The 20251-nt window shown below is 34.4% G+C and carries 17 protein-coding genes and 1 pseudogene; 2 read left to right on the forward strand and 16 right to left on the reverse strand.

What is annotated here, in order from left to right:
* Positions 1–252: 252 nt before the first annotated feature.
* The 14 genes and pseudogenes from ACRASX_RS13700 to fucP form a co-directional block, all read right to left on the reverse strand.
* On the reverse strand, positions 253–1047 hold the full coding sequence (locus ACRASX_RS13700; protein ID WP_432221634.1) for an SDR family NAD(P)-dependent oxidoreductase: 795 nt from the start codon (positions 1045–1047) through the stop codon (positions 253–255).
* A gap of 624 nt (positions 1048–1671) precedes the next feature.
* The gene (locus ACRASX_RS13705; protein ID WP_432221635.1) at positions 1672–3669 is read right to left on the reverse strand and encodes a BCCT family transporter; all 1998 of its coding nucleotides are present in this window, start codon (positions 3667–3669) and stop codon (positions 1672–1674) included.
* Between the two features lie 279 nt (positions 3670–3948).
* Positions 3949–4428: pseudogene (locus tag ACRASX_RS13710) on the reverse strand (zinc-binding dehydrogenase).
* A 255-nt stretch (positions 4429–4683) separates the two neighbouring features.
* Entirely contained in the window at positions 4684–5463 is a 780-nt protein-coding gene (locus ACRASX_RS13715; RefSeq protein WP_066305661.1) for an SDR family oxidoreductase, read from the reverse strand.
* 12 nt (positions 5464–5475) lie between these two features.
* Positions 5476–6303 carry an amidohydrolase family protein gene (locus tag ACRASX_RS13720; RefSeq protein ID WP_066305660.1) on the reverse strand — a complete coding sequence of 276 codons (828 nt, stop codon included), beginning with the start codon at positions 6301–6303 and terminating at the stop codon, positions 5476–5478.
* Complete coding sequence (locus ACRASX_RS13725) at positions 6300–6638, reverse strand: L-rhamnose mutarotase (RefSeq protein WP_066305657.1); 339 nt, start codon at positions 6636–6638, stop codon at positions 6300–6302. Before ACRASX_RS13725 ends, ACRASX_RS13720 begins: the two co-directional genes overlap by 4 nt.
* Before the next feature lie 3 nt (positions 6639–6641).
* Positions 6642–7496: a fumarylacetoacetate hydrolase family protein gene (locus tag ACRASX_RS13730; protein WP_432221636.1), complete on the reverse strand. Its 855-nt coding sequence runs from the start codon at positions 7494–7496 to the stop codon at positions 6642–6644.
* An 80-nt stretch (positions 7497–7576) separates the two neighbouring features.
* On the reverse strand, positions 7577–9100 hold the full coding sequence (locus tag ACRASX_RS13735; RefSeq protein WP_432221637.1) for an alpha-L-fucosidase: 1524 nt from the start codon (positions 9098–9100) through the stop codon (positions 7577–7579).
* Between the two features lie 112 nt (positions 9101–9212).
* Positions 9213–9794, reverse strand: coding sequence for a LutC/YkgG family protein (locus ACRASX_RS13740; protein ID WP_432221638.1), 582 nt, complete (start codon positions 9792–9794; stop codon positions 9213–9215).
* 4 nt (positions 9795–9798) lie between these two features.
* Complete coding sequence (locus ACRASX_RS13745; protein ID WP_432221639.1) at positions 9799–11175, reverse strand: lactate utilization protein B; 1377 nt, start codon at positions 11173–11175, stop codon at positions 9799–9801.
* A 4-nt stretch (positions 11176–11179) separates the two neighbouring features.
* A complete protein-coding gene (locus ACRASX_RS13750) occupies positions 11180–11917 on the reverse strand; it encodes a (Fe-S)-binding protein (RefSeq protein WP_432221640.1) in 738 nt (245 codons plus the stop codon).
* Positions 11917–12681 carry an SDR family NAD(P)-dependent oxidoreductase gene (locus ACRASX_RS13755; protein WP_432221641.1) on the reverse strand — a complete coding sequence of 255 codons (765 nt, stop codon included), beginning with the start codon at positions 12679–12681 and terminating at the stop codon, positions 11917–11919. The genes ACRASX_RS13750 and ACRASX_RS13755 overlap by 1 nt, the downstream gene beginning before the upstream one ends.
* 45 nt (positions 12682–12726) lie before the next feature.
* Positions 12727–14382, reverse strand: a complete 1656-nt coding sequence (locus tag ACRASX_RS13760) for a UxaA family hydrolase (protein WP_432221642.1) — start codon at positions 14380–14382, stop codon at positions 12727–12729.
* A 17-nt stretch (positions 14383–14399) separates the two neighbouring features.
* Entirely contained in the window at positions 14400–15752 is a 1353-nt protein-coding gene (fucP, locus tag ACRASX_RS13765; RefSeq protein ID WP_432221643.1) for an L-fucose:H+ symporter permease, read from the reverse strand.
* Positions 15753–15866: 114 nt separating this feature from the next.
* Between fucP and ACRASX_RS13770 the strand changes: the two genes are divergently transcribed.
* Both ACRASX_RS13770 and ACRASX_RS13775 read left to right on the forward strand, forming a co-directional pair.
* Positions 15867–16733: an AraC family transcriptional regulator gene (locus ACRASX_RS13770; protein WP_432221644.1), complete on the forward strand. Its 867-nt coding sequence runs from the start codon at positions 15867–15869 to the stop codon at positions 16731–16733.
* A 284-nt stretch (positions 16734–17017) separates the two neighbouring features.
* Positions 17018–18397, forward strand: a complete 1380-nt coding sequence (locus tag ACRASX_RS13775) for an exonuclease domain-containing protein (RefSeq protein ID WP_432221645.1) — start codon at positions 17018–17020, stop codon at positions 18395–18397.
* A gap of 585 nt (positions 18398–18982) precedes the next feature.
* Here ACRASX_RS13775 and ACRASX_RS13780 read toward each other — a convergent pair.
* Both ACRASX_RS13780 and ACRASX_RS13785 read right to left on the reverse strand, forming a co-directional pair.
* Complete coding sequence (locus ACRASX_RS13780) at positions 18983–19318, reverse strand: DUF3891 family protein (RefSeq protein WP_432221646.1); 336 nt, start codon at positions 19316–19318, stop codon at positions 18983–18985.
* 485 nt (positions 19319–19803) lie between these two features.
* Positions 19804–20061, reverse strand: a complete 258-nt coding sequence (locus ACRASX_RS13785) for a hypothetical protein (RefSeq protein WP_066305623.1) — start codon at positions 20059–20061, stop codon at positions 19804–19806.
* Positions 20062–20251 lie beyond the last annotated feature (190 nt).

The following is a 20251-nucleotide window of genomic DNA, read 5'->3' on the forward strand; positions in this document are numbered from 1 at the left end:
CGGTAATTCGAAAACAACTGTTGTTCCTGTTGTTATGGAAAACGTCTTATAACAATCTTCCAACTGCTTTTCATCTAGCAGTTTCTTTTGATTTTTTTAATTATTAGAGATTGCTACTTCTTCTATAAAACTGCCATTGTTACGTTGCAGATTGAACCGCTCTCGTTTTTTAAGTATACAAGAGTGCAAACATGAGAAGATGGAACGAAAAAAATTCATGCTACTACATTAAAATTCGTTTTTTTAGATTTATTATGAAGTTGGCATTTTCGATTTATATACACCGCCACCATTTACCGTCAATTCTATTCCAGTGATCCAACTTGCAGCTTCGCTCAGTAAAAAGGCCATCGCGTTGGCAATATCCTCTGGCAAACCACGTCTTCCCAAAACGATCTGTTTAACTACGTTATCAATCATCGCTGGTGTATATCCTGCTTCTAATGTAGAATCACCATTGTCTACCATTCCAATAATTAAAGAATTGAAACGCACTTCAGGTCCAGATGCCACAGCCATACTTCTCGACATATTCAGTAATCCCGCTTTTGCAGTGCTGTATTCTATAAACTCTGGTGAAGGTGTATTTCCAACCGCAGATCCACTAAAGAGAACTGCTGCATTTTTTTCTTTTACTAAATAAGGCATGGCAAGTCGGGTGAGGTTGTAAGCTCCCAAAGTATTAAGTTTGTAAGAATCGATCATTTTTTGAGAATCTGAACCCCATAAAGGTGTATTGGCCCCCCAACCTACATTGTTAATTACTGCGGAAATTTTACCAAATTTCTCTATGGTTTTAGTAATCATTAGTTCAATCTGCTTTTCGTCAGTTGCATCAATTTTTAATTCCAATGCTTCATTTCCTGTTTCTTTGGTAATTTCATCTGCAATTCTTTTTACACCTTCTTCATTCAAATCTCCAAGAACGACGTTAGCACCCAGCGATCCTAAAAAACGGGAAGCCTCACTACCAATGGCTCCAGCAGCACCAGAAATAAGAATTACTTTTCCTTTAAAATCATACATTTCATTAATTGTTCTCATCATAATTTATTTTAGTAAGGTGACTATATTTTTTAAAATAATTAAATTAAATGATCTCATTCATCTGCAAGTTCGTTGATCTGACTGTGGGGATTTTTCGTTTTACTAAAAATTTTAACCCTAAATGTTTTTTAGTTGTAAAGAACGCTAAGCTTTAAATTGCAAGCCAAAAACGGAATATAAAAGGACGACAGGAATAATGGATGAATTTTTTATTGAACTTAAAAATGGAGTTTTAACAACTAAATTTTGACGAAGAAAATTCATATATCGAGAATTAGATTTCAATTCGAATACAAAAAAAATAAAATATAATAATTAATTATGAAATTAATAAAATTTTGTTAATTATAATATAGATTTATCAAATTTAACACTAAAAAACGGCGTTGTAACTATTAGGCATAATAAGTGGTTTGCAGCCCATGAACGCTGCAGTAGAAATTGTTATTTTGTTACGCTCCATTTGTAAATAATTACACGTTTAAATTTCGATGCTGCACGTCTAAAAAAAAGTAATAAAATAAAAATTTAGAAGTGAGATTGGGGTGCGAACTTGGAGCTAATTTTAAATTTAAAAAATTGCGAAAGACAATAAACTTATGCTAAATTAAAAATAAACCATTATTAAAGCTGTTCGTAAGAATCACTGCTAATAAACATTCCATTATTTTCTTCCGACACTATGCCTAAAAATCGATCATAATGCTTCAGGATGTCTGATATTAATTCTTTTTTTGTAAAATACTGAATATCATAACTTTCACGTGTGTCTCCGAAATAGGCTTTCGGAAAAAATGTACCACTCAATTGAATGCCAGGAAGGTTATCTTCATCAATTAAATAAGTAGCAACCTTTTTTGAGGTCGTTTCTACGCCATAAATAAAGTTGTTAATCACATCATATTTAATTTCCATTTCAATTTTAGATGGATCTGTTTTATAATTTATAGCAGCATCGATACCGTTTTTTGCAAATTCTATCTGTAATTCAGCAAACGCTTCTTTAACCACTGTATTTATAAAAAAGTCTACTGCTGAGCGGTCTTTGGTTGCTACTATTTGTTTTAGTCTATCTTTCCACAATCTTCCTGACCACGGAACTGTAGCTTTAGAGAAATTTCGATCGTAATACGATTGGTCGATGCTAAGTCCTTTTAGTAAACTCACAATAAATAATATCATAATTATAGAAAAGGGCAAGGCTGTAATTAACGTCATACTTTGTAGTGCTTTTAAACCTCCTGCATTAAGAAGTACTAGTGCCAAAACTGCAAGTAATCCTCCCCATAAAATAGTCTGCCATTTTGGAGATTTTAAGGCATTTTTGGTCGCAATGCTATTCATAACAAAAATGCCCGAATCGGCTGATGTTACAAAAAATATAATTACAATAAATATTGTCATGTAGCTTGCGATTTCTGAATATGGTAGATACTCTAAAAACCGAAACATAAGTGCATCTGGATTTCCTGCTAATGCGCTCAAAGCACCCTTGCCAACATTCATGTCAAACCATATAGCACCATTTCCAAAAACAGTCATCCAAATAAAATTGAATAGCGATGGTATAAGTAATACAGCGACTATAAATTCTCTGATCGTTCTTCCTTTGGATATTTTGGCAATAAAAAGTCCAACATATGGAGACCAGGAAATCCACCAAGCCCAGTACAAAATGGTCCAGTCATAAAACCAAGGCAATGTTTCTTGATCATAGACGTGGGTAGCAAAAGTTAGATTAAAAAAGTTGTTAATATAATTACCTAATCCCTCTGTAAAACTTCCAATTAAAAAAACCGTAGGACCCACTGCGAGCACAAACAGTAATAAACAGACCACTAAGATTACATTAATATTACTTAAAAGTTTAATTCCTTTATCTACTCCTGTGAGCGCTGACAGCACTGCTAAAGATACCAGAATAGCCACAATCATGATTTGATAAATAAAATTAGTGTCCGGCACTATATTAAGTATCTGTAAGCCTGAATTTATTTGAACTACTCCAAAACCCAAGGTAGTAGTGATTCCGAAAAAGGTGCTGCACAATGCAAAGACATCAATAACATTTCCCCATTTTCCGTTAATTTTATTTTTTAATAACGGATAAAAACAACTTCTTAACGATAAGGGCAATTTAAAGCGATATGTAAAATAAGAAAGTGATAATCCTACAAGCCCGTATATCGCCCAAGCATGTATACCCCAATGAAAGAATGTGTAAAGCTGAGCATTTTTTGCCTTGTTTACATATTGAGTCAGACCAAAAACTTCAGAAGAGTAGTGTTGCATTGGCTCAGCAACTCCAAAATACATCAATCCAATTCCCATCCCTGCAGAAAATAACATGGCAACCCAAGAGAAAAAACTGTGTTCGGGCCTGCTGTCGTTGTCTCCTAATCTAATATTTCCGTATTTACTAAATAGTAAATAGACCAGAAAAATCACGAAAAGTGTTACTGACCACACATATACCCAATTTAAATTTACAAAGATGAAATTTTTAATCAAATTTAAAATTTGATCGGTAAGTTCTGGATATAGAACTGATGTAATAGAGACAAGAAAAATAAATACCATACTTGGTATAAAAATTCCTTTGCTTAAGGTAGTTTTAAACATAAATTTAGTTTTTTTGGTAATTATTTAAATTACTAAAGGGAAATAATATGCTGCTATTTTATTTGCTGAAAAAAATTTAAGGTATACTGGTAGACTGTAAGACAAATAAACGAAATGAGTATTTTTTTTTTTGCAAGCTACAAATAAATTATTTACAGAATTATAATAGATACCTAAAAATCAAATTTTCAATTTTAACATCTAAATTCTTTAGCGAAATAATCACAAACTGAGTTCATTATTCCAATAACGATACATTAGATCTTGAAAAAGAGATAATTAACTAGTCAACAAAACTTTTCCAAGATAATCTCCTTTTTCCATCAAACGATGGGCTTCTGCGGCCTGTTGTAGTGGAAATGTTTTATAAATAATAGGATGAATTTAGTTTTAATTAAATAAGGGCCAAATATTTTTCTCTACTTCTTTTGCAATCTGGGCTTTAACTTCTACAGATTGGGGCTTTAAAAAACTTCCTGTTACTATCAGATTTTTGCTCATTATTGTGCGCAGATTAATAGTAACGTCCATGCTCTTCATACCATTTATATAAATCAAGCGACCTTGTTCATTTAGAATTTCGAGATTCTTTTGAGTGTAATCTCCGCCAACCATATCTAAAATAACATCTATTTTTTCCCCTTTTAAAAACTGCTCAAAATCTTCTTTTTTATAATTGGAAATTACACTTATAAATTTCGTCCGCAAAAATGACTTGCTATTACTAATGTCAAACTTTACTCTGACATTTATTTGCAAAACCTAATAATCTAAAATTGTATTAATACCTTAAATAGCAATATGTATTTCTTAAAATAGAAATTTTTTAATAGTTTTATTTAGAACTATGCGCCAAATGCATCTTTTTTAGTTCAAAAAATCTACTATCTAATTTAAAGACTAATTTTCCTTTAAATCGTACAAAGATTAACAACCCTGTCATAAAAATTGATTGACAATTTTGCTACTAAAATGTAGCATTATATCTCTCGATTTTTTTTGATATTCCAATTTCTACAAACTTCTGTCCAAATGTGTGTACCCACCATCAACATAAATTAACTGTCCTGTAGTATGACTTGATTTTTTGGATAATAGGAAAACAACCATATTCGCTATTTCTTCCGCAGTTGTCATTCGATTTTCAAACGGAATTTTATCTGTAATTTGTTTTAATTTTTCTTTCGGATTGTCAAAAGTTTGGATCCACGTATTATACAAAGGCGTGTAACATTCTGCAACAATTACTGCATTGACACGTATGCCGTATTTCAACAATTCTACTGCCCATTCTCTAGTTAAAGCATTGCGTCCTCCATTAGAAGCCGCATAGGCAGAAGTCCCTCCCTGTCCTGTATCAGCAGTTTTAGAACCAATGTTTACAATACTTCCCTTCGACTTTTTCAATTCTGGCAACGCATGGTGCGCCATTAAGTAATAATGCACTAAATTTTTATGTAAAGAGCTAACGAATGAATTGTAATCGCCATTTTCTAATCCTACACTATCATTTACACCTGCATTGTTCACAAGTCCATCGATGTGACCAAACTCAGCTACAATTTGTTGTACTGCATTTTCACAATCTTCAGGTTTTGTCAATTCAGCCACAACAGCTCTTGCCTTTCCACCAGCAGCTTCAATTTCTTTTATGGCAAGCTGATTGTCACTTTCTTTTCGTCCTATGATAACCGGAATTGCGCCTTCTGCAGCAAGAACTTTACAAATTCCCAATCCTATTCCTTTGGCTCCACCTGTTACAATGATTATTTTATTTTCTAAATGTAAATTCATTTCTGTTTTATTTTATAAGTGATAGAATTTTATAGCGTTACCGCTCCAAATTTTGTCCTGCTCTTCTTTGGGAAATGTGGAAAAATAGCTTTCGACAATACCACAGGTTTGCTCATAAGTAGCTGCTAATAAAGTGACCGGCCAATCACTCCCAAAAAGCAAACGGTCTACTCCAAAATTTGCAACTAGTACATCCAAGCAGTAGCTAAAATCGTCTTGTTTCCAATTGTTCCAATCCGCTTCGGTAACCATTCCAGAAAGCTTGCACACTACATTTTTGTAGGTTGCTAATTCTGCAATTCCTTTTTCCCATTGTGTAAAATCACCTTCTTTAAAATTCGGCTTGGCCAAATGGTCAATAACAAAACTCTGTTTCGGAAAACGTTTTACAAAAGCAATGGCATATTTTAAATGTTGAGGTGCAATCAATAAATCGTATGTAAAATTATGTTGCTCCAATTGTGCTATACCGTTACAAAAGTCTTCTTGAAGTAAAAAATCATCTGCTGCTTCTCCTTGAATGATGTGTCGAAAACCTTTCAGTTTTTTGAATTGAGAAAAATACTTCAATCGCTGTTTTATATTTTCAGCTCTAAAATCGACCCAACCCACAACTCCTTTAATGAAATCATGTTCTTCAGCAAGCTGCAGTAAAAAATGAGTTTCCGCTTCACTTTGATCTGCTTGAACAGCTATGCAACCATCAATATTATTTTCTCGCAATAAAGGAAGTAGATCAGCAGGTAAAAAATCCTGCTGAATTACTTTCATGTCGTCGCTAATCCAGGCGTCTTTCACTAGATCATATCTCCAAAAATGTTGGTGACTGTCTATTCTCATTTTAATTCAAATATCTTTTCCATAACCATCCATTTCTCTCCAGACTTAGCCCAAGGTAACGCTTGTTGAAATTTCCACATTAAATCTTCCCACTCTTGCACTCTAGCATTATTAGCATCCATTTGTGATTTTTGGTCGAATGAAAATACTTCATTGGCTTCAATAATCATAAAGAGTCTATTGCCCACAAGATAAATATCCAAGACTTCAATACCAGAATCCTTGATACTTTTTGTAATCTCTGGCCAAATATTTTGATGAAAGGCTTTGTATTCTGCAACTAACTTCTCATCATCAATTAAATCTAACGCCAAACAGTATTTTTGCGCTGCCATAACTTACTTAGTATATGCTTTTGCAACTTGTTTGCTAGAGCCTAAACCGTCCATTCCTAATTCAATTACATCTCCGGCTTTGATATAAATTGGATCTGGTTTAATTCCTAATCCTACGCCTGGAGGCGTTCCTGTACTGATAATATCGCCTGGAAGCAAAGTCATAAATTGACTCAAATAATGTAGCAAAAATGGGATTTTGAAGACCAAGTTAGAGGTATTACTATTTTGGAATTTCTTACCATTTACAGTCAACCACATTGGAATATTATTAACATCAGCAATTTCGTCTTGCGTTGCTAAAAATGGCCCAAGTGGAGCAAATGTATCGCAACCTTTTCCTTTTGCCCATTGTCCTCCCATTTCAATTTGAAACGCTCTTTCGCTGTAATCATTTAACAACGCATAACCAGCGACATAGTCTAGTGCATCTGCCTCTTCGACATAACTTGCTTTTTTTCCAACAACAAAAGCCAATTCAACTTCCCAGTCTGTTTTAGTGCTGTTTTTTGGAATGATCAAATCATCGTCTGGGCCACATAAAGAGGTAGTCGATTTAAAAAATATGATGGGCTCTGCTGGAATTGGAGCTCCTGTTTCTTTGCAATGATCTACATAGTTTAACCCAATGCAAATTATTTTTGAAGGTCGCGCTACAGGAGATCCTAGTCTCACGTTTTGGTCAACCTCTGGCAAAACTGGATTGCTCTGCAAGGCTGCTTTTAAAGTTTCTAATCCGTCATTTTGAAAGAAAGATTCATTATAATCTGAAACAATCGAAGACACATCGTATCTTTTTTCGTCGATTATAACTCCTGGTTTTTCTTTTCCTTCTGCTCCAAATCGTATAAGTTTCATATTTTATATGTTTTATTCTTAAATTTAATTATTATCTCGTTAAACTATATTTATTTAGATAATCAATACCTTATTTTATGTTACTTTTTTTCAAAATACAATCCAATTTCTGCTAAAGCCGGTTGTAATCTGGCAGACAAAATACGCAGTCGTACTTTAGAAGCAGTTACGGTTGGAAACTCTAATAAACGTTTAAAACCAATGGTAGTTCCTTCGGTTGCTTTTTTCCATTGTCCATTTTCCCAATATTCGAAAACAAACTTTTCTACTCTTTGTCCTTTGCTAATATTTTCCTGCAGTAATAGTACATTGAATGTTTTTTCTTCTTTTAAATTCATTTCGACCGAATTACCATTTTTTTTCATAGAAAATACAACATCTGTCGCATCGTTCCCATCTAATAAAGTATTTATCTTTTTTACCGCACCGGTAGCTTTTGCATTTTTTAAAAGATTGACTTTAAATATTTCATCCAATTTTGCTTTCCAACCTTTTAATGCAGCAACATCATAATCGGTAATTAAGCCTCTTTTATCTGGTGGGATATTCAATAGTAAAACGCCATTTCTTCCTACCGAATGAAAGTAAATTTCTTTTAAATATTCTGGTGTTTTTACTTTTTCATCTTCTGATTCATGGTAAAACCATCCCGGACGAATAGATACATCTGTTTCGGCAGGGTACCATTTTAAAGCATCACCGTCCTTCAACTGACTGCGACTCCCCAAAACGCTACCTCGCATATCTCCCGTTGGAGGTGTATCTACTTTGGTTTGAGAACCATCATCTGTTTTTTTCTTTTTTCCAACTGGCACTACACTCCATTCTTCCTCACGTCCATGCCCAGTTTCGGTTCCTACCCAACGAACATCAGGACCCGAAACAGCAATTACGGCCTGAGGTTGTAATTTTCTGATCTGTGCATACCATCTTTCAAAATCATATACTTGCTTTTTTCCATTCGGACCTTCTCCATTAGCTCCATCAAACCATACCTCGTCTACTTGCCCATATTGAGTCAATAATTCCGTCAATTGAGCGATCATAACATCATTATATGCCTCGGTGCCATAACTAGCATGGTTCCTATCCCAAGGTGACACATAGACTCCAAATCCTACTCCAAGTTCTCGACAAGCATCAGCAACTTCTTTGACTACGTCACCTTTACCGTCTTTCCAAGGGCTATTTTTCAAAGAATATTCTGTTGTTTTTGTTGGCCATAAGCAAAAACCATCATGGTGTTTTGCGGTTATAATAACTTGTTTTATACCGGCATCTTTGCAAGCTTTAACCCATTGTCTAGCATCTAATTCTGTAGGATTAAACAACTTTGGATCATCCTTTCCTTCACCCCATTCCCGTCCGGTAAACGTGTTGATTCCGAAATGGAGAAAGCCCGTTAACTCTAAACGTTGCCAACGCAATTGCTGTGGTGAAGGGACAATGTTAGCAGCAATGTGTACTAACTCCTGCTCTGACATTGAAGCATTAATTGTTACAAAGTTTTTTTGCTGAGCATAGCTAGAAAATGCAATCGATGAAAAAGCCAATCCTAATAATGTATGCTTTAGACGATTCTTACCAACGTAATCTATTTTCATTTCTTACTGTTTTTTTAAAACTGATTCTTACTATTGAACTTAATTTTTTCTCTTGAAAATCGTATTGAAATTGTCAGTGCTTTTAACTTTTACCATTAAAATTACTTTTATATTATTCTATAACATATACTGTGGTACTTCTGGCTCCATGTGCTCCAATGACTAAAGATTGCTCAATATCTGCCGTTTTTGAAGGTCCAGCGATAAATACTCCAAAACCTTCAGTGCCTACTTTTATGGTATCATACGCATCGTGTAGGGTTGATACAATATCTTTTTTGTCCACTATCAAAACCAAATGCTGACAAATAAATGGCAGTAATCTATTTTTCATTTGACTTTCGTACACCCAGACTGCTCCATTTTCAGCGACTGCAACAGTTCCTCTGATATACGCTCTTTCTACTTTTTCTAATTCGAAAGCGGACAATGAAATCTGTTTTTCATTATTTGCTTCTCCTGTAATGGTATCTACTATAAAAGTATCAGTTGCTCTATCTAACCGAATTTTTTCATTGACAAGCTCTAAATTCGGAATCAATTCTGCCGTGCCTCCAATGCTTTCCAACACGGTTTTAAATTGGGCATAACGATCTTCATAATCAATTATAGCATTGCGTTCAATCTCAGGAAGCGCCACCAAACTCGGTTGATTGTTTGCTATGGCATTCAATATATTTTCTCTTGCACTCATGAAACTACTTTTTATTGCTTTTTCCGTTTTTCAAATACCAATCTCTAAAGGACTCTTTTGGTGGCTCTGGCATTTCTCTTTGCTTGTACCACGCATTCCATTTATTGTTCGTAATAAATGGAAAAGCTTTCATCGTTCCTCTTCCAATTTTTCCAACAAAGCGGTATACACTTGGTTTTGAAAATAAAAATGCCATTGCGTCCATTCCTATTTTTTTGCTTGTGTCAACATAACCTTCGGCCACGATTACCTGTCTCCATTTATACAATTGCTCATGAATATTGATTTTAACCGGACAGACATTGGTACAACTGCCACATAAAGTAGACGCAAATGGCAAATCAGCATTCGCCTTCATATCTAAATTTGGACTCAAAATAGACCCAATCGGCCCAGCCACAGCAGTGTGATAACTGTGCCCGCCACTGCGGCGGTAGACTGGACAAGTATTGAAACAGGCTGCACAACGAATGCATTTTAGTGAATTTCTAAAATCTTCGCGCCCCAATTGTTTGCTTCGGCCATTATCGACAATCACCAAGTGCATTTCTTGTCCTGGTCTTGGTTTTTGATAATGACTCGAATATGTGGTTATTGGCTGTCCTGTTGCACTTCTTGCCAATAATCGTAGAAATATAGCTAAATGTTCTGCTTTTGGAATAATTTTTTCAAAACCCATACACGCAATGTGCACGTTGGCAGTATGTGCGCCCATATCGGCATTTCCTTCATTGGTACAAACTACAAAACCACCCGTTTCTGCTACCGCAAAATTTACTCCTGTAATCGCTAACTCTGATTGAATAAACTTATTTCTTAGGTGTATTCTGGCAGCTTCTGTTAAATATTGTGGATCATTATTTCCTTTTTCTGTTTGCAAATGCTCATGAAAAGTCTCGCTAACGTCTTCTCTTTTTAAATGAATTGCTGGCAATACTATATGGCTTGGTGTTTCTTTTCTGAACTGAACAATACGCTCGCCTAAATCAGTATCAACCACTTCTATTCCGTTCTCTTGTAAATATTCATTTAAATGACATTCTTCAGTAAGCATACTTTTGCTCTTTACAATCTTTTCGATCTTGTGCTGCTGAATAATGGTATGAATTATTTTATTATGCTCTACTCCATCAGCAGCCCAATGCACAAAGATTCCATTGGCTTTTGCCTTTTCTTCAAATTCAGTTAAATAATTAGAAAGATTAGAAAGCGTATGATCTTTTATTTGCGAACCCCATTCTCTCAATTGTTCCCATTCGGGCAGACCATGAGCGGCTTTGTCTCGTTTCTCACGAACAAACCATAAGGTCTCGTCGTGCCAATCGGTTCTGGGCTCGTCGGCTATAAATTTTTCCGCTAATGCTGCATGTGTTATTTTCATCTTATTATAATGAGCTATTCAATATCTCAGCAATATGAATGGTTTTTACAGTACTTCCTTGTCTTTTTAAAATTCCTTCTAAATGCATCAAACAACTTGTGTCTCCGCCAGTAATATAATCGACATCATTTGCATCGTGTTCAGCAATTCTATCTTTTCCCATTTTTACACTTACAGCTTCTTCGAACACACAAAAAGTTCCGCCAAAACCGCAACATTCATCACTTCGTTTGGGTGTACTTAATTGAATATCTTGCACCATAGTGAGCAACTGTTCTGGTTTAGAAAAAGAAGGCAACATGATTTCTGTCATTGAAGAAAGATGCAAACCTCTTTGCCCGTGGCAGCTGTTGTGCAAGCCTACTTTAAAAGGAAAACGAGCTTGTAGCTTTTCAATCTTTAATACATCAGTCAAAAATTCGGTCAGTTCATAAACATTCTTTCTAATTTCGGCTGCTTCTTCTGGATGTGTTGCATCTTGTAAATGTTGTTTTACATGCAATACACAACTTCCTGAAGGAGCGACGATATAATCAAAACCTGAAAAATTTTCGACAAAATTGGTATCGCAACCTTTACTTAAACTAGCAAAACCACTATTGGCCATCGGCTGACCACAACAAGTTTGCTGCAAAGGGAATACAACATCACAACCTAGTTTTTCTAATAATTGCAACGTAGCAATACCCACTTGTGGATAAAACTGATCGATGTAACAGGGTATGAATAAGGCGACTTGCACTAGTTATTCAATTTTATAAATCCGCCATCAATAGGATAATCACAGCCTGAAATAAATGACGCTTCATCGCTACATAAATACAAGGCCAAAGCTGCTACTTCGTCTGGTTTCGCCATACGACCTATGGGCTGTGTCTTAGACAATTTTTCAAACATTTCTGCTTCTTGACCTGGATAGGTTTTAGTAATAAATCCGTCTACAAATGGTGTATGTACTCGTGCTGGAGAAATAGAATTGCAACGAATATTTTCGCTTATATAATCTTTGGCAACTGATAAAGTCATCGCCATTACCGCTCCTTTTGCTGTAGAGTATGCAAATCGATCTGGAATTCCTACCCACGAAGCAATCGATGCCATATTCACAATAATTCCACCATTACTTTGTCTTAATTGCGGTATTGCTGCATGCAAACAGTTGTACACTCCTTTGACGTTCACATTCATAATACGATCAAAATCAGCTTCAGAAGTTGTATCTACCTTACCAATATGAGCAATTCCAGCATTATTAACGAGAATATTAATTGCTCCAATTTTTTTGAAAGTCGCTGATACTTCTTTTTGAATCGCCACATTACATGCATGCGCAAATACTTTACCACCATCATTGGTTATTTCTTCGACGGCTACTTTAGAACTTTCTTCTGTTAGTTCAAGAATATGAACCGTTGCTCCTTGCTTGGCAAATAAAGCTGAAATCGCTTTTCCTATTCCGCTACCACCTCCAGTTACTACTGCAATTTTATTTTTTAATGAAAACATACTAGATATGTATTTGATTTTTAATATTTTAGTGAAATTAATTATTTATAAGGAGACGCCTCGCTTCCAGGGAATAAAATCGTCTTGATTCAATTGTACCGCTTTAGGAATAATTTCTCCACCGGCTGCTTTGATGCAATATTCTAAAATATCTTCTCCCATTTCTTCAATAGATTTCTCGCCACTAATAACAGGTCCACAATCGATATCAATAATATCGCTCATTCTTTTGGCTAAAACCGAATTCGTCGCCACCTTAATTACGGGACAAACCGGATTTCCTGTTGGCGTTCCTAAACCCGTTGTAAACAAAATTAATGTTGCTCCAGCCGCGGCCTTTCCAGTGGTTGCTTCGACATCATTTCCAGGTGTACATACTAAGCTTAAACCAGCTTTTGTCGCGGGTTCAGTGTAATCCAATACATCGACTACAGGCGCGGTTCCTCCTTTTTTAGCAGCACCTGCACTTTTGATCGCATCAGTAATTAATCCGTCTTTGATATTTCCTGGAGATGGATTCATGTGAAAACCTGAACCTACTTTGTGTGCTAAGGCATCATACGATTGCATTAAATCAATAAATTTCTCCGCCGATTCTTTAGTTACACATCGATCAATTAAATTTTGCTCTACACCACACAATTCTGGAAATTCTGCTAGTAGTACTTTACCTCCTAATGCTACCAATAAATCAGCAGTATAACCCACTGCAGGATTAGCAGAGACACCACTAAAACCGTCGCTTCCTCCACATTTTACTCCTACAACTAAATCACTTAATGGTGCTGGAGATCTTTCTAATTTATTGATCGTTATTAATCCCTCAAAAGTCTGCCTGATCGCATCAGCAATCAACTGTTCCTCACTGATGGTTTGTTGCTGTTCGAAAATAAGAAGGGGTTTATCAAACGAAGGATTTTGCTTTTTAACATCATTTACAAAATCTTGTACTTGCAAATGCTGGCAACCCAAACTTAAAAGCGTAACTCCTGCTACATTAGGATGATTGGCGTAAGCTGCCAACAATGCGCTCAAAGTAGCCGAATCTTGACGTGTTCCGCCGCATCCACCTTGATGGTTAAGGAATTTTATTCCATCTACATTTTTAAAAACACGATTAACGTGGCTCGTTGCTGCCAGTTCGATAGTAATCGAATCAATATTTTCGCCATTTTGGTATGCTTTCAGCAATTGATTGGTATACTGCGTGTACTTGTCAGTTACCGAATAACCCAATTCGTTTTGCAATGCTTCTTTTATGACATCTAAGTTTCTATTTTCACAGAATACCGTTGGTACAAAAAGCCAATAATTAGCAGTTCCTACACGACCATCTTTTCGTTTGTATCCATTAAAAGTTCTGTTCTTATATTTAGATACATCAGGAGCTTGCCATGCATTCTCGACCTTTCTGTAAGCATACGGTTCTGCAGCATGCTTTAGGTTTTCAATCGTCATTAAGCTCCCTTTTGCCAGATCGCACTGCACTTTTCCAACCAAAACACCATACATGGTGATCTCATCTCCTGTTTTTAAATTAGTTGTATAAAATTTATGCTTCGCCTTAATTGTATGCTGAAGTACAAACGTTTCTCCTTCAAAAGTCACTTCTTCTCCTTGCGGTAAATCTGCTAAAGCAACCAGAACATTGTCTTTTGGGTGCATTTTAATTACCAATCTTTTTACTCCGTTGTTTAACATAGTATATAAATAAAATTTTATGCTTTATTAGCTTTGTGTCCGTTGAAGGCAAATAATAATATAACTGCAAAACAAGCTAGCGGAACACTGTAACCCATTTGAATGCTTCCTGTGGCATCAGAAATCACTCCTAAAACTGGAGGTAGTAAAGCACCACCAACGATTGACATTACAATTAAAGAAGATCCAATTTTAGTGTTATTTCCTAAACCATCTATTCCCATAGAAAAAATAGTAGGAAACATGATACTCATAAAGAACGCAATCGCTATTAAGGTATAAACGACCATCATGCCTGTTCCTGTTATTGCTAAAACTGTCAATATGATATTGATGATTGTATATAATATTAATAGTTTTCGAGGTTGAATGTACTGCATCAAAAAAGTTCCGGCAAAACGTCCTAACATAAATGCTAAACCATAAAAACCTAAGTATTTTGCCGCTGTACCTTCTTCTAATCCGGCGGTTGTAGTTGCCATTTTAATAAAAAAACTACCTACACAAACTTGGGCGCCTACATAAAAAAACTGAGCTACAATGCCCCATCGCAGTTTCATTGATTTTAAAGCGGCACCGAAGCTAGATCCTTCAGCACCCTCACTATTCTCATCCTTGACGTCAGGCATATTCGTAAAATAAAAAACTACGGCCACAACAAAAATAATCAGACCTAAAATTAAATAAGGCATTTTTACGCTTGCCGCTTCTGAAGCCAAATAGGATTCTAAAGCTGCAGTTGACATATTTGCCATCTCCGATTCTGTCAAGTTTTTACCAGATAATATCATGGGCCCAACAACTGTAGGCGCAATGAAAGCAGCCAAACCATTAAACGACTGTGCAAAATTTAAACGCTTGGTAGCGGTTTCTGGCGGCCCTAATACAGTTACATACGGATTTGCGGCAGTTTCTAAAAATGTTAATCCGCAGGCAATTACAAACAAAGCACCCAAAAAATAAATGTATTGTAGCGAATTGGCGGCTGGTACAAATAAAATAGAACCAATACCAAACAAAATTAATCCGATTAGAATTCCAAACTTATACCCATATTTTCGCGTTACATACCCGGCTGGCAATGCCATGGCAAAATAGGCGATAAAAACAGAGGAGTCAATTAAAGACGATTCGAGATCTGTTAGACTAAATGCTTTTCTTAAATGCGGAATCAAAATAGGATCTAGATTGTGTACAAAGCCCCAAAAGAAAAATAAGCTTGTCACTAACATGAATGGAAAAAGCCATTTTTTGTTTGGATTAAAATCAGAAGAATTTCCATTCCCTTTTTTATCAGAAGAACAATCCTTTGTTTGCATTTCTATAGAAATAGCTTTATTTTGTACATCCGACTGAGATTTTAGGGCCATGCGCGATTTTAATTATATTTATACTTATTTAGAATTGGAAAGTTATAGTAATTAAGATCTTTTTATTAATCAGATATTATCTTTGTTTAATCACTAATTATCTTTGTTGCAACAATGAAAATAGAAAAAACTAAAATAAAGTCCTATGTAAACAGTTCAATTTCTGTTATTTGCAGAGAAGAGTCCTTTTTTCAGTCTCCATTTCACTCTCATCCTGAACTCGAATTGGTTTATATAAAGGAAAGTTATGGGAAAAGAATTATTGGAAACTCAGTAGCTCCTTTTGAATCAGGGGATATGGTATTTTTGGGTTCAGACATTCCGCATGTATGGTTGAACGACGAGCTGTATTACCAAGACAATTCTAAATTAAAAGCTAAAGCAATTGTTGTTTATTTTAATAAAGATCTTTTTGGTCCTGCTTTTTATGAATTGAAAGAAGCTCAAAAAATTAATACACTCTTCTCTAATGGTGTGCGTGGATTATTAATTCAAGGAAAAACGAATAAAACGATTGCAAAAAAATTAGAGAAACTGGTAAATAAAAAAGATTTCGAAATTATTATTGGTCTCTTTGAAATACTTTCGATACTCTCTGAAAGTGAAGATCTTACTTTTATAAATAATGAAGTGTATTCGCCCACAAAAGAGCAAACTAAAAATGATCGATTGTCTGATGTATACATTTATATTAAAGAAAATTACAAGCAAGACATCTCTCTTATTGAAATTGCCCAAATTGCTAACCTCACTCCTACTTCTTTTTGTAGAATGTTTAAGATGAAAGCAAAAAAGAACTTTGTAGAATATCTTAACGAAATTAGGGTTGCAAATGCCTGCCGATTTCTAGTTGAAACCGATAAAAGCATGTCTGATATTGCGTATGAATGCGGATATAAAACTTCATCCAATTTTAATAGACTATTTAAAAAAGTTACAGGAACTACACCTAAAGAGTATAGAAAAACCGCGCAAAATTAATTTTGATAAAGATTTTATATTGCCACTTCTACTTAATAAAATCGAGTTAAATAACATCAATCCATAAATTACGCTACTTTATAATCCCTTTCCCCAGTGATTTATTTTATAGTTCTCATAGAGCATGAACTACCATCAAACTCATAATTATAACTCATTATGTCAGTTTACGTGTTTCGTCTATTATTGCAACTTAGTACAGTTTATAACATTTATACGTACCTTTGCTGTTACAAATTATAACAATAAAGTTATTTGTTTAATTTTAGGTAGTAGCAAAATTAATGAAAAAGCAAGAATATGCGATAGTAGATATCGAAACCACTGGTGGAAATGCAACCCATAGCCGAATTACAGAAATTGCTATCGTCATACACGATGGCGAAAAAGTGATTGATCGCTGGGAAACTTTGGTTAATCCACAAAAAGATATTCCGCCAGCTATATTTGCCCTGACTGGCATTACTAACGAGATGGTGCAACATTCACCTGTTTTTGATTTAATATCAGATCAAGTTTTCGAACTGCTTTCGGATCGAATTTTCGTAGCACACAATGTCAACTTTGACTATTCGTTTGTACGACACGAGCTAGAAACGGCAGGTATTAAGTGGACCGCCAGAAAACTTTGTACGGTGCGTGCAGCAAGAAAAATAAAACCAGGACTAGCATCCTACAGTTTGGGTAGACTATGCAAATCGTTAAATATATCTTTAGAAAATGCACATCGCGCTGGTGGAGACGCTGATGCTACTGCCGAATTATTTTCTCGATTACTGGAATGGGATGCAGAAGGAGAAATAAGTAAAATGATCAAGAACACAGCTCAAGATCAACGATTACCACCGAATTTACCACCAGAAGATTTTGACAAACTACCAGAAAAACCAGGAGTATATTATTTTTATAACGATGTAAATAAAGTAATTTATATCGGAAAAGCTGTTAATCTTAAAAAACGAGTAGCATCACATTTTACTGGTCACAAGATTACTCCGCAACGTCAAAATTTTTTAAGAGAGATCTATGCGATTTCTTTTGAAGTTTGTGGAAATGAACTTATGGCTCTGCTTCTAGAGGGGTCAGAGATTAAAAAATTATGGCCAATTCATAACAAAGCACTAAAGCGATTTGAACCAAAATATGGATTGTTCGAATATGAAGCTCGAAATGGCTACCGTTATTTGGCAATTGGAAAAATTGGAAAAAACCAGCTATGCATCGAAGCATTTAATTCTTTAATTGATGGAATTAATAAACTAAGATCTTTAGTAGAACAATTTGAAATAGACCATCGATTTTGTAGCTATGGCAGTTTATCGCAACCAGAATTCTTTTTTGAAAATACTACAAATGCTTTACCAGAAATAGAAGACCACAATGAAAAAGTCGAAAATGCTCTTGACTTTTTTCTAAATAATAGACCAACTTTTGCCATTATTGATAAGGGAAGAACACCCGAAGAAAGAAGTTATATTTGGGTAGAAAACGGACACTTTTATGGAATGGGTTATCTAACGCCAGATAGTAGCATACATGATCTAACGGAAATAAAGGAGCTAGTTACGCGTTACCCATCCAATCAATACATCATGCAGGTTATAAATGCTTTTGCAGTAAAAACACCCTCTAAAATTCGTTTTCCTTACAAGGAATTAGAATGATTTGCCAATTTAAAATTACTAATAAAAATAAGTGACGAATGACTGTTAATACTGAATTATCTAAAAAATTAATTATGGTTTAGTATATTTTACAATTTAAAGTTGAGCAAGTTCGTAAAGTCATAAATTAAATAGTAATTCTAAAGATCTCATATTACTTACCGAATTGAAGTAGTTTAAAGAACGAAAGTTTTAAAAGATATACTATTCATTCTGTGATGTAATTTACTGAAGGTGATTCTAATTTAGAATTAACTATTTTAATAAAGCAAATTCCTGTATTTGCACAGCAGTATTTTTTCAAATATCATCAAACTCTTGAATGGATCTAAACTGTAATTGTTCAATTATTTTATACTCATAAAAAACCTTAAAACGAGCTTCCTTAAATACCCAAGTCTGTACTGAAATTTCCTTTTCCGTTTTATAAAATACCTGATTCATAATTCAATCTGGACTTTTAGATATTTCCATCTTTATTCCTTCATACTGCATTTTATTCATGCATATCAGTAGAGAAAAAGCATCACACCACTCCACAAATTTATACAATCGATCTGGATACTTTTGATCAAAATCTAAATTTTAAAGAGTCGCAATGCGGCTTTTTTTTTGATCTTTTAAAAAGGAAATTACCGTTTCATCTTCAATTTTATTTTTTTCTCCTAAAACAAAATCTAAATGCATGGAACTTAAAATACAATAGAATTGACTTTTTGAATTGACTATTTCCATTACATTACGATATTTTTTTAAATCTACCGTTCTAGACTCAGCAGTTAATACGAAATTTCGAGGAGCACCTGCATTAGTTAAATTTCTATTTTTTCTAGTCTCTGCAATACTATCATCATGCTCTGCAATTGCAATAGGCGTTGGAAAAATAATATCGTTAGTAGATCGATTAATACTGATATGCAATTATAGCATGGGGATGACCGTGCGAGCGTTGGTTCATAATTTTCCAACCTTTTTGACGAGTAATAAAAATTATAACTTACATATTAAATTACTATTGAAGTTGAAAGTTTATTCCAATGCCAAGTAAGCTAAAGCTATAAGAAGTTAGATGTATTGTAAATACAATTTTACGAGACAAACGAATTGCACAAGCTGCTTCTCAAGTATTTTTATGAGCTTTAAATTATTACTATAAAAAGGCAAATTAAAAAGATATTTAGATCTATATTTGAAAATATTATAAACAAAATTCATCTTGTGTACCAACTAAAGATAATTATTAACCGGATGTAGTTTACTTAAATTTATTTACAGTTAATTTATAATCACTTAACAATTCTAACTCAAGAAAATGCCGTATAAACTAAAAATAGAAAAAATAAGTTTTAGATTAAAAATTTCATGAAAAAACCTGCTTGTGCAGGTTTTTTCGAATATTCCAAGATTTAATTTCCACGTTTATTTTTGGAATCAATTCCTTCTACTTTTACAATTTTATTGTAAACCTCTAAAAGCAAAAATGAGGTTGCCCACTGCCCAAAAAATAGTGCTGTTTTTCCTTTTCCCATTACCTTTAATGTTGCAGAACCAGCCATTGAGGCGAAGGCATCCCATAAAAATAAATCTGATGATAATTTTGCTGTTTGCTCTTGAATTTTTTTAGCGACAGGACTTTCTGAATTATGGTTTTGAAGAATGCTCATAATATTTTTTTTTAGTTAATCATACAACTAAAATAACAAAAAATTGATTATCAACATTTTAAATAATTAATCTAACATTTACAAAGTTGAACTTAGTTAAATATAATCACTACAGAAAAAATCGATTTGACTTTAGCACGAATAATCAGCGTGCGCAGAAATGTAGCAATAGTTGCATTGCTAGAAATAA

The sequence above is a fragment of the Flavobacterium sp. TMP13 genome, assembly GCF_050847115.1.
Classification (GTDB): Bacteria; Bacteroidota; Bacteroidia; order Flavobacteriales; family Flavobacteriaceae; genus Flavobacterium.

What these genes read in the sequence shown, in the direction of transcription:
- ACRASX_RS13785 (WP_066305623.1), bottom strand. Translation starts at nt 20,061, where the DNA reads ATGAGCATTCTTCAAAACCATAATTCAGAAAGTCCTGTCGCTAAAAAA.
- ACRASX_RS13720 (WP_066305660.1), bottom strand. Translation starts at nt 6,303, where the DNA reads ATGAGAATAGACAGTCACCAACATTTTTGGAGATATGATCTAGTGAAA.
- ACRASX_RS13740 (WP_432221638.1), bottom strand. Translation starts at nt 9,794, where the DNA reads ATGAGTGCAAGAGAAAATATATTGAATGCCATAGCAAACAATCAACCG.
- ACRASX_RS13775 (WP_432221645.1), top strand. Translation starts at nt 17,018, where the DNA reads ATGAAAAAGCAAGAATATGCGATAGTAGATATCGAAACCACTGGTGGA.
- ACRASX_RS13755 (WP_432221641.1), bottom strand. Translation starts at nt 12,681, where the DNA reads ATGTTTTCATTAAAAAATAAAATTGCAGTAGTAACTGGAGGTGGTAGC.
- ACRASX_RS13745 (WP_432221639.1), bottom strand. Translation starts at nt 11,175, where the DNA reads ATGAAAATAACACATGCAGCATTAGCGGAAAAATTTATAGCCGACGAG.
- ACRASX_RS13730 (WP_432221636.1), bottom strand. Translation starts at nt 7,496, where the DNA reads ATGAAACTTATACGATTTGGAGCAGAAGGAAAAGAAAAACCAGGAGTT.
- ACRASX_RS13725 (WP_066305657.1), bottom strand. Translation starts at nt 6,638, where the DNA reads ATGGCAGCGCAAAAATACTGTTTGGCGTTAGATTTAATTGATGATGAG.
- ACRASX_RS13735 (WP_432221637.1), bottom strand. Translation starts at nt 9,100, where the DNA reads ATGAAAATAGATTACGTTGGTAAGAATCGTCTAAAGCATACATTATTA.
- fucP (WP_432221643.1), bottom strand. Translation starts at nt 15,752, where the DNA reads ATGGCCCTAAAATCTCAGTCGGATGTACAAAATAAAGCTATTTCTATA.
- ACRASX_RS13715 (WP_066305661.1), bottom strand. Translation starts at nt 5,463, where the DNA reads ATGAATTTACATTTAGAAAATAAAATAATCATTGTAACAGGTGGAGCC.
- ACRASX_RS13700 (WP_432221634.1), bottom strand. Translation starts at nt 1,047, where the DNA reads ATGATGAGAACAATTAATGAAATGTATGATTTTAAAGGAAAAGTAATT.
- ACRASX_RS13760 (WP_432221642.1), bottom strand. Translation starts at nt 14,382, where the DNA reads ATGTTAAACAACGGAGTAAAAAGATTGGTAATTAAAATGCACCCAAAA.
- ACRASX_RS13705 (WP_432221635.1), bottom strand. Translation starts at nt 3,669, where the DNA reads ATGTTTAAAACTACCTTAAGCAAAGGAATTTTTATACCAAGTATGGTA.
- ACRASX_RS13770 (WP_432221644.1), top strand. Translation starts at nt 15,867, where the DNA reads ATGAAAATAGAAAAAACTAAAATAAAGTCCTATGTAAACAGTTCAATT.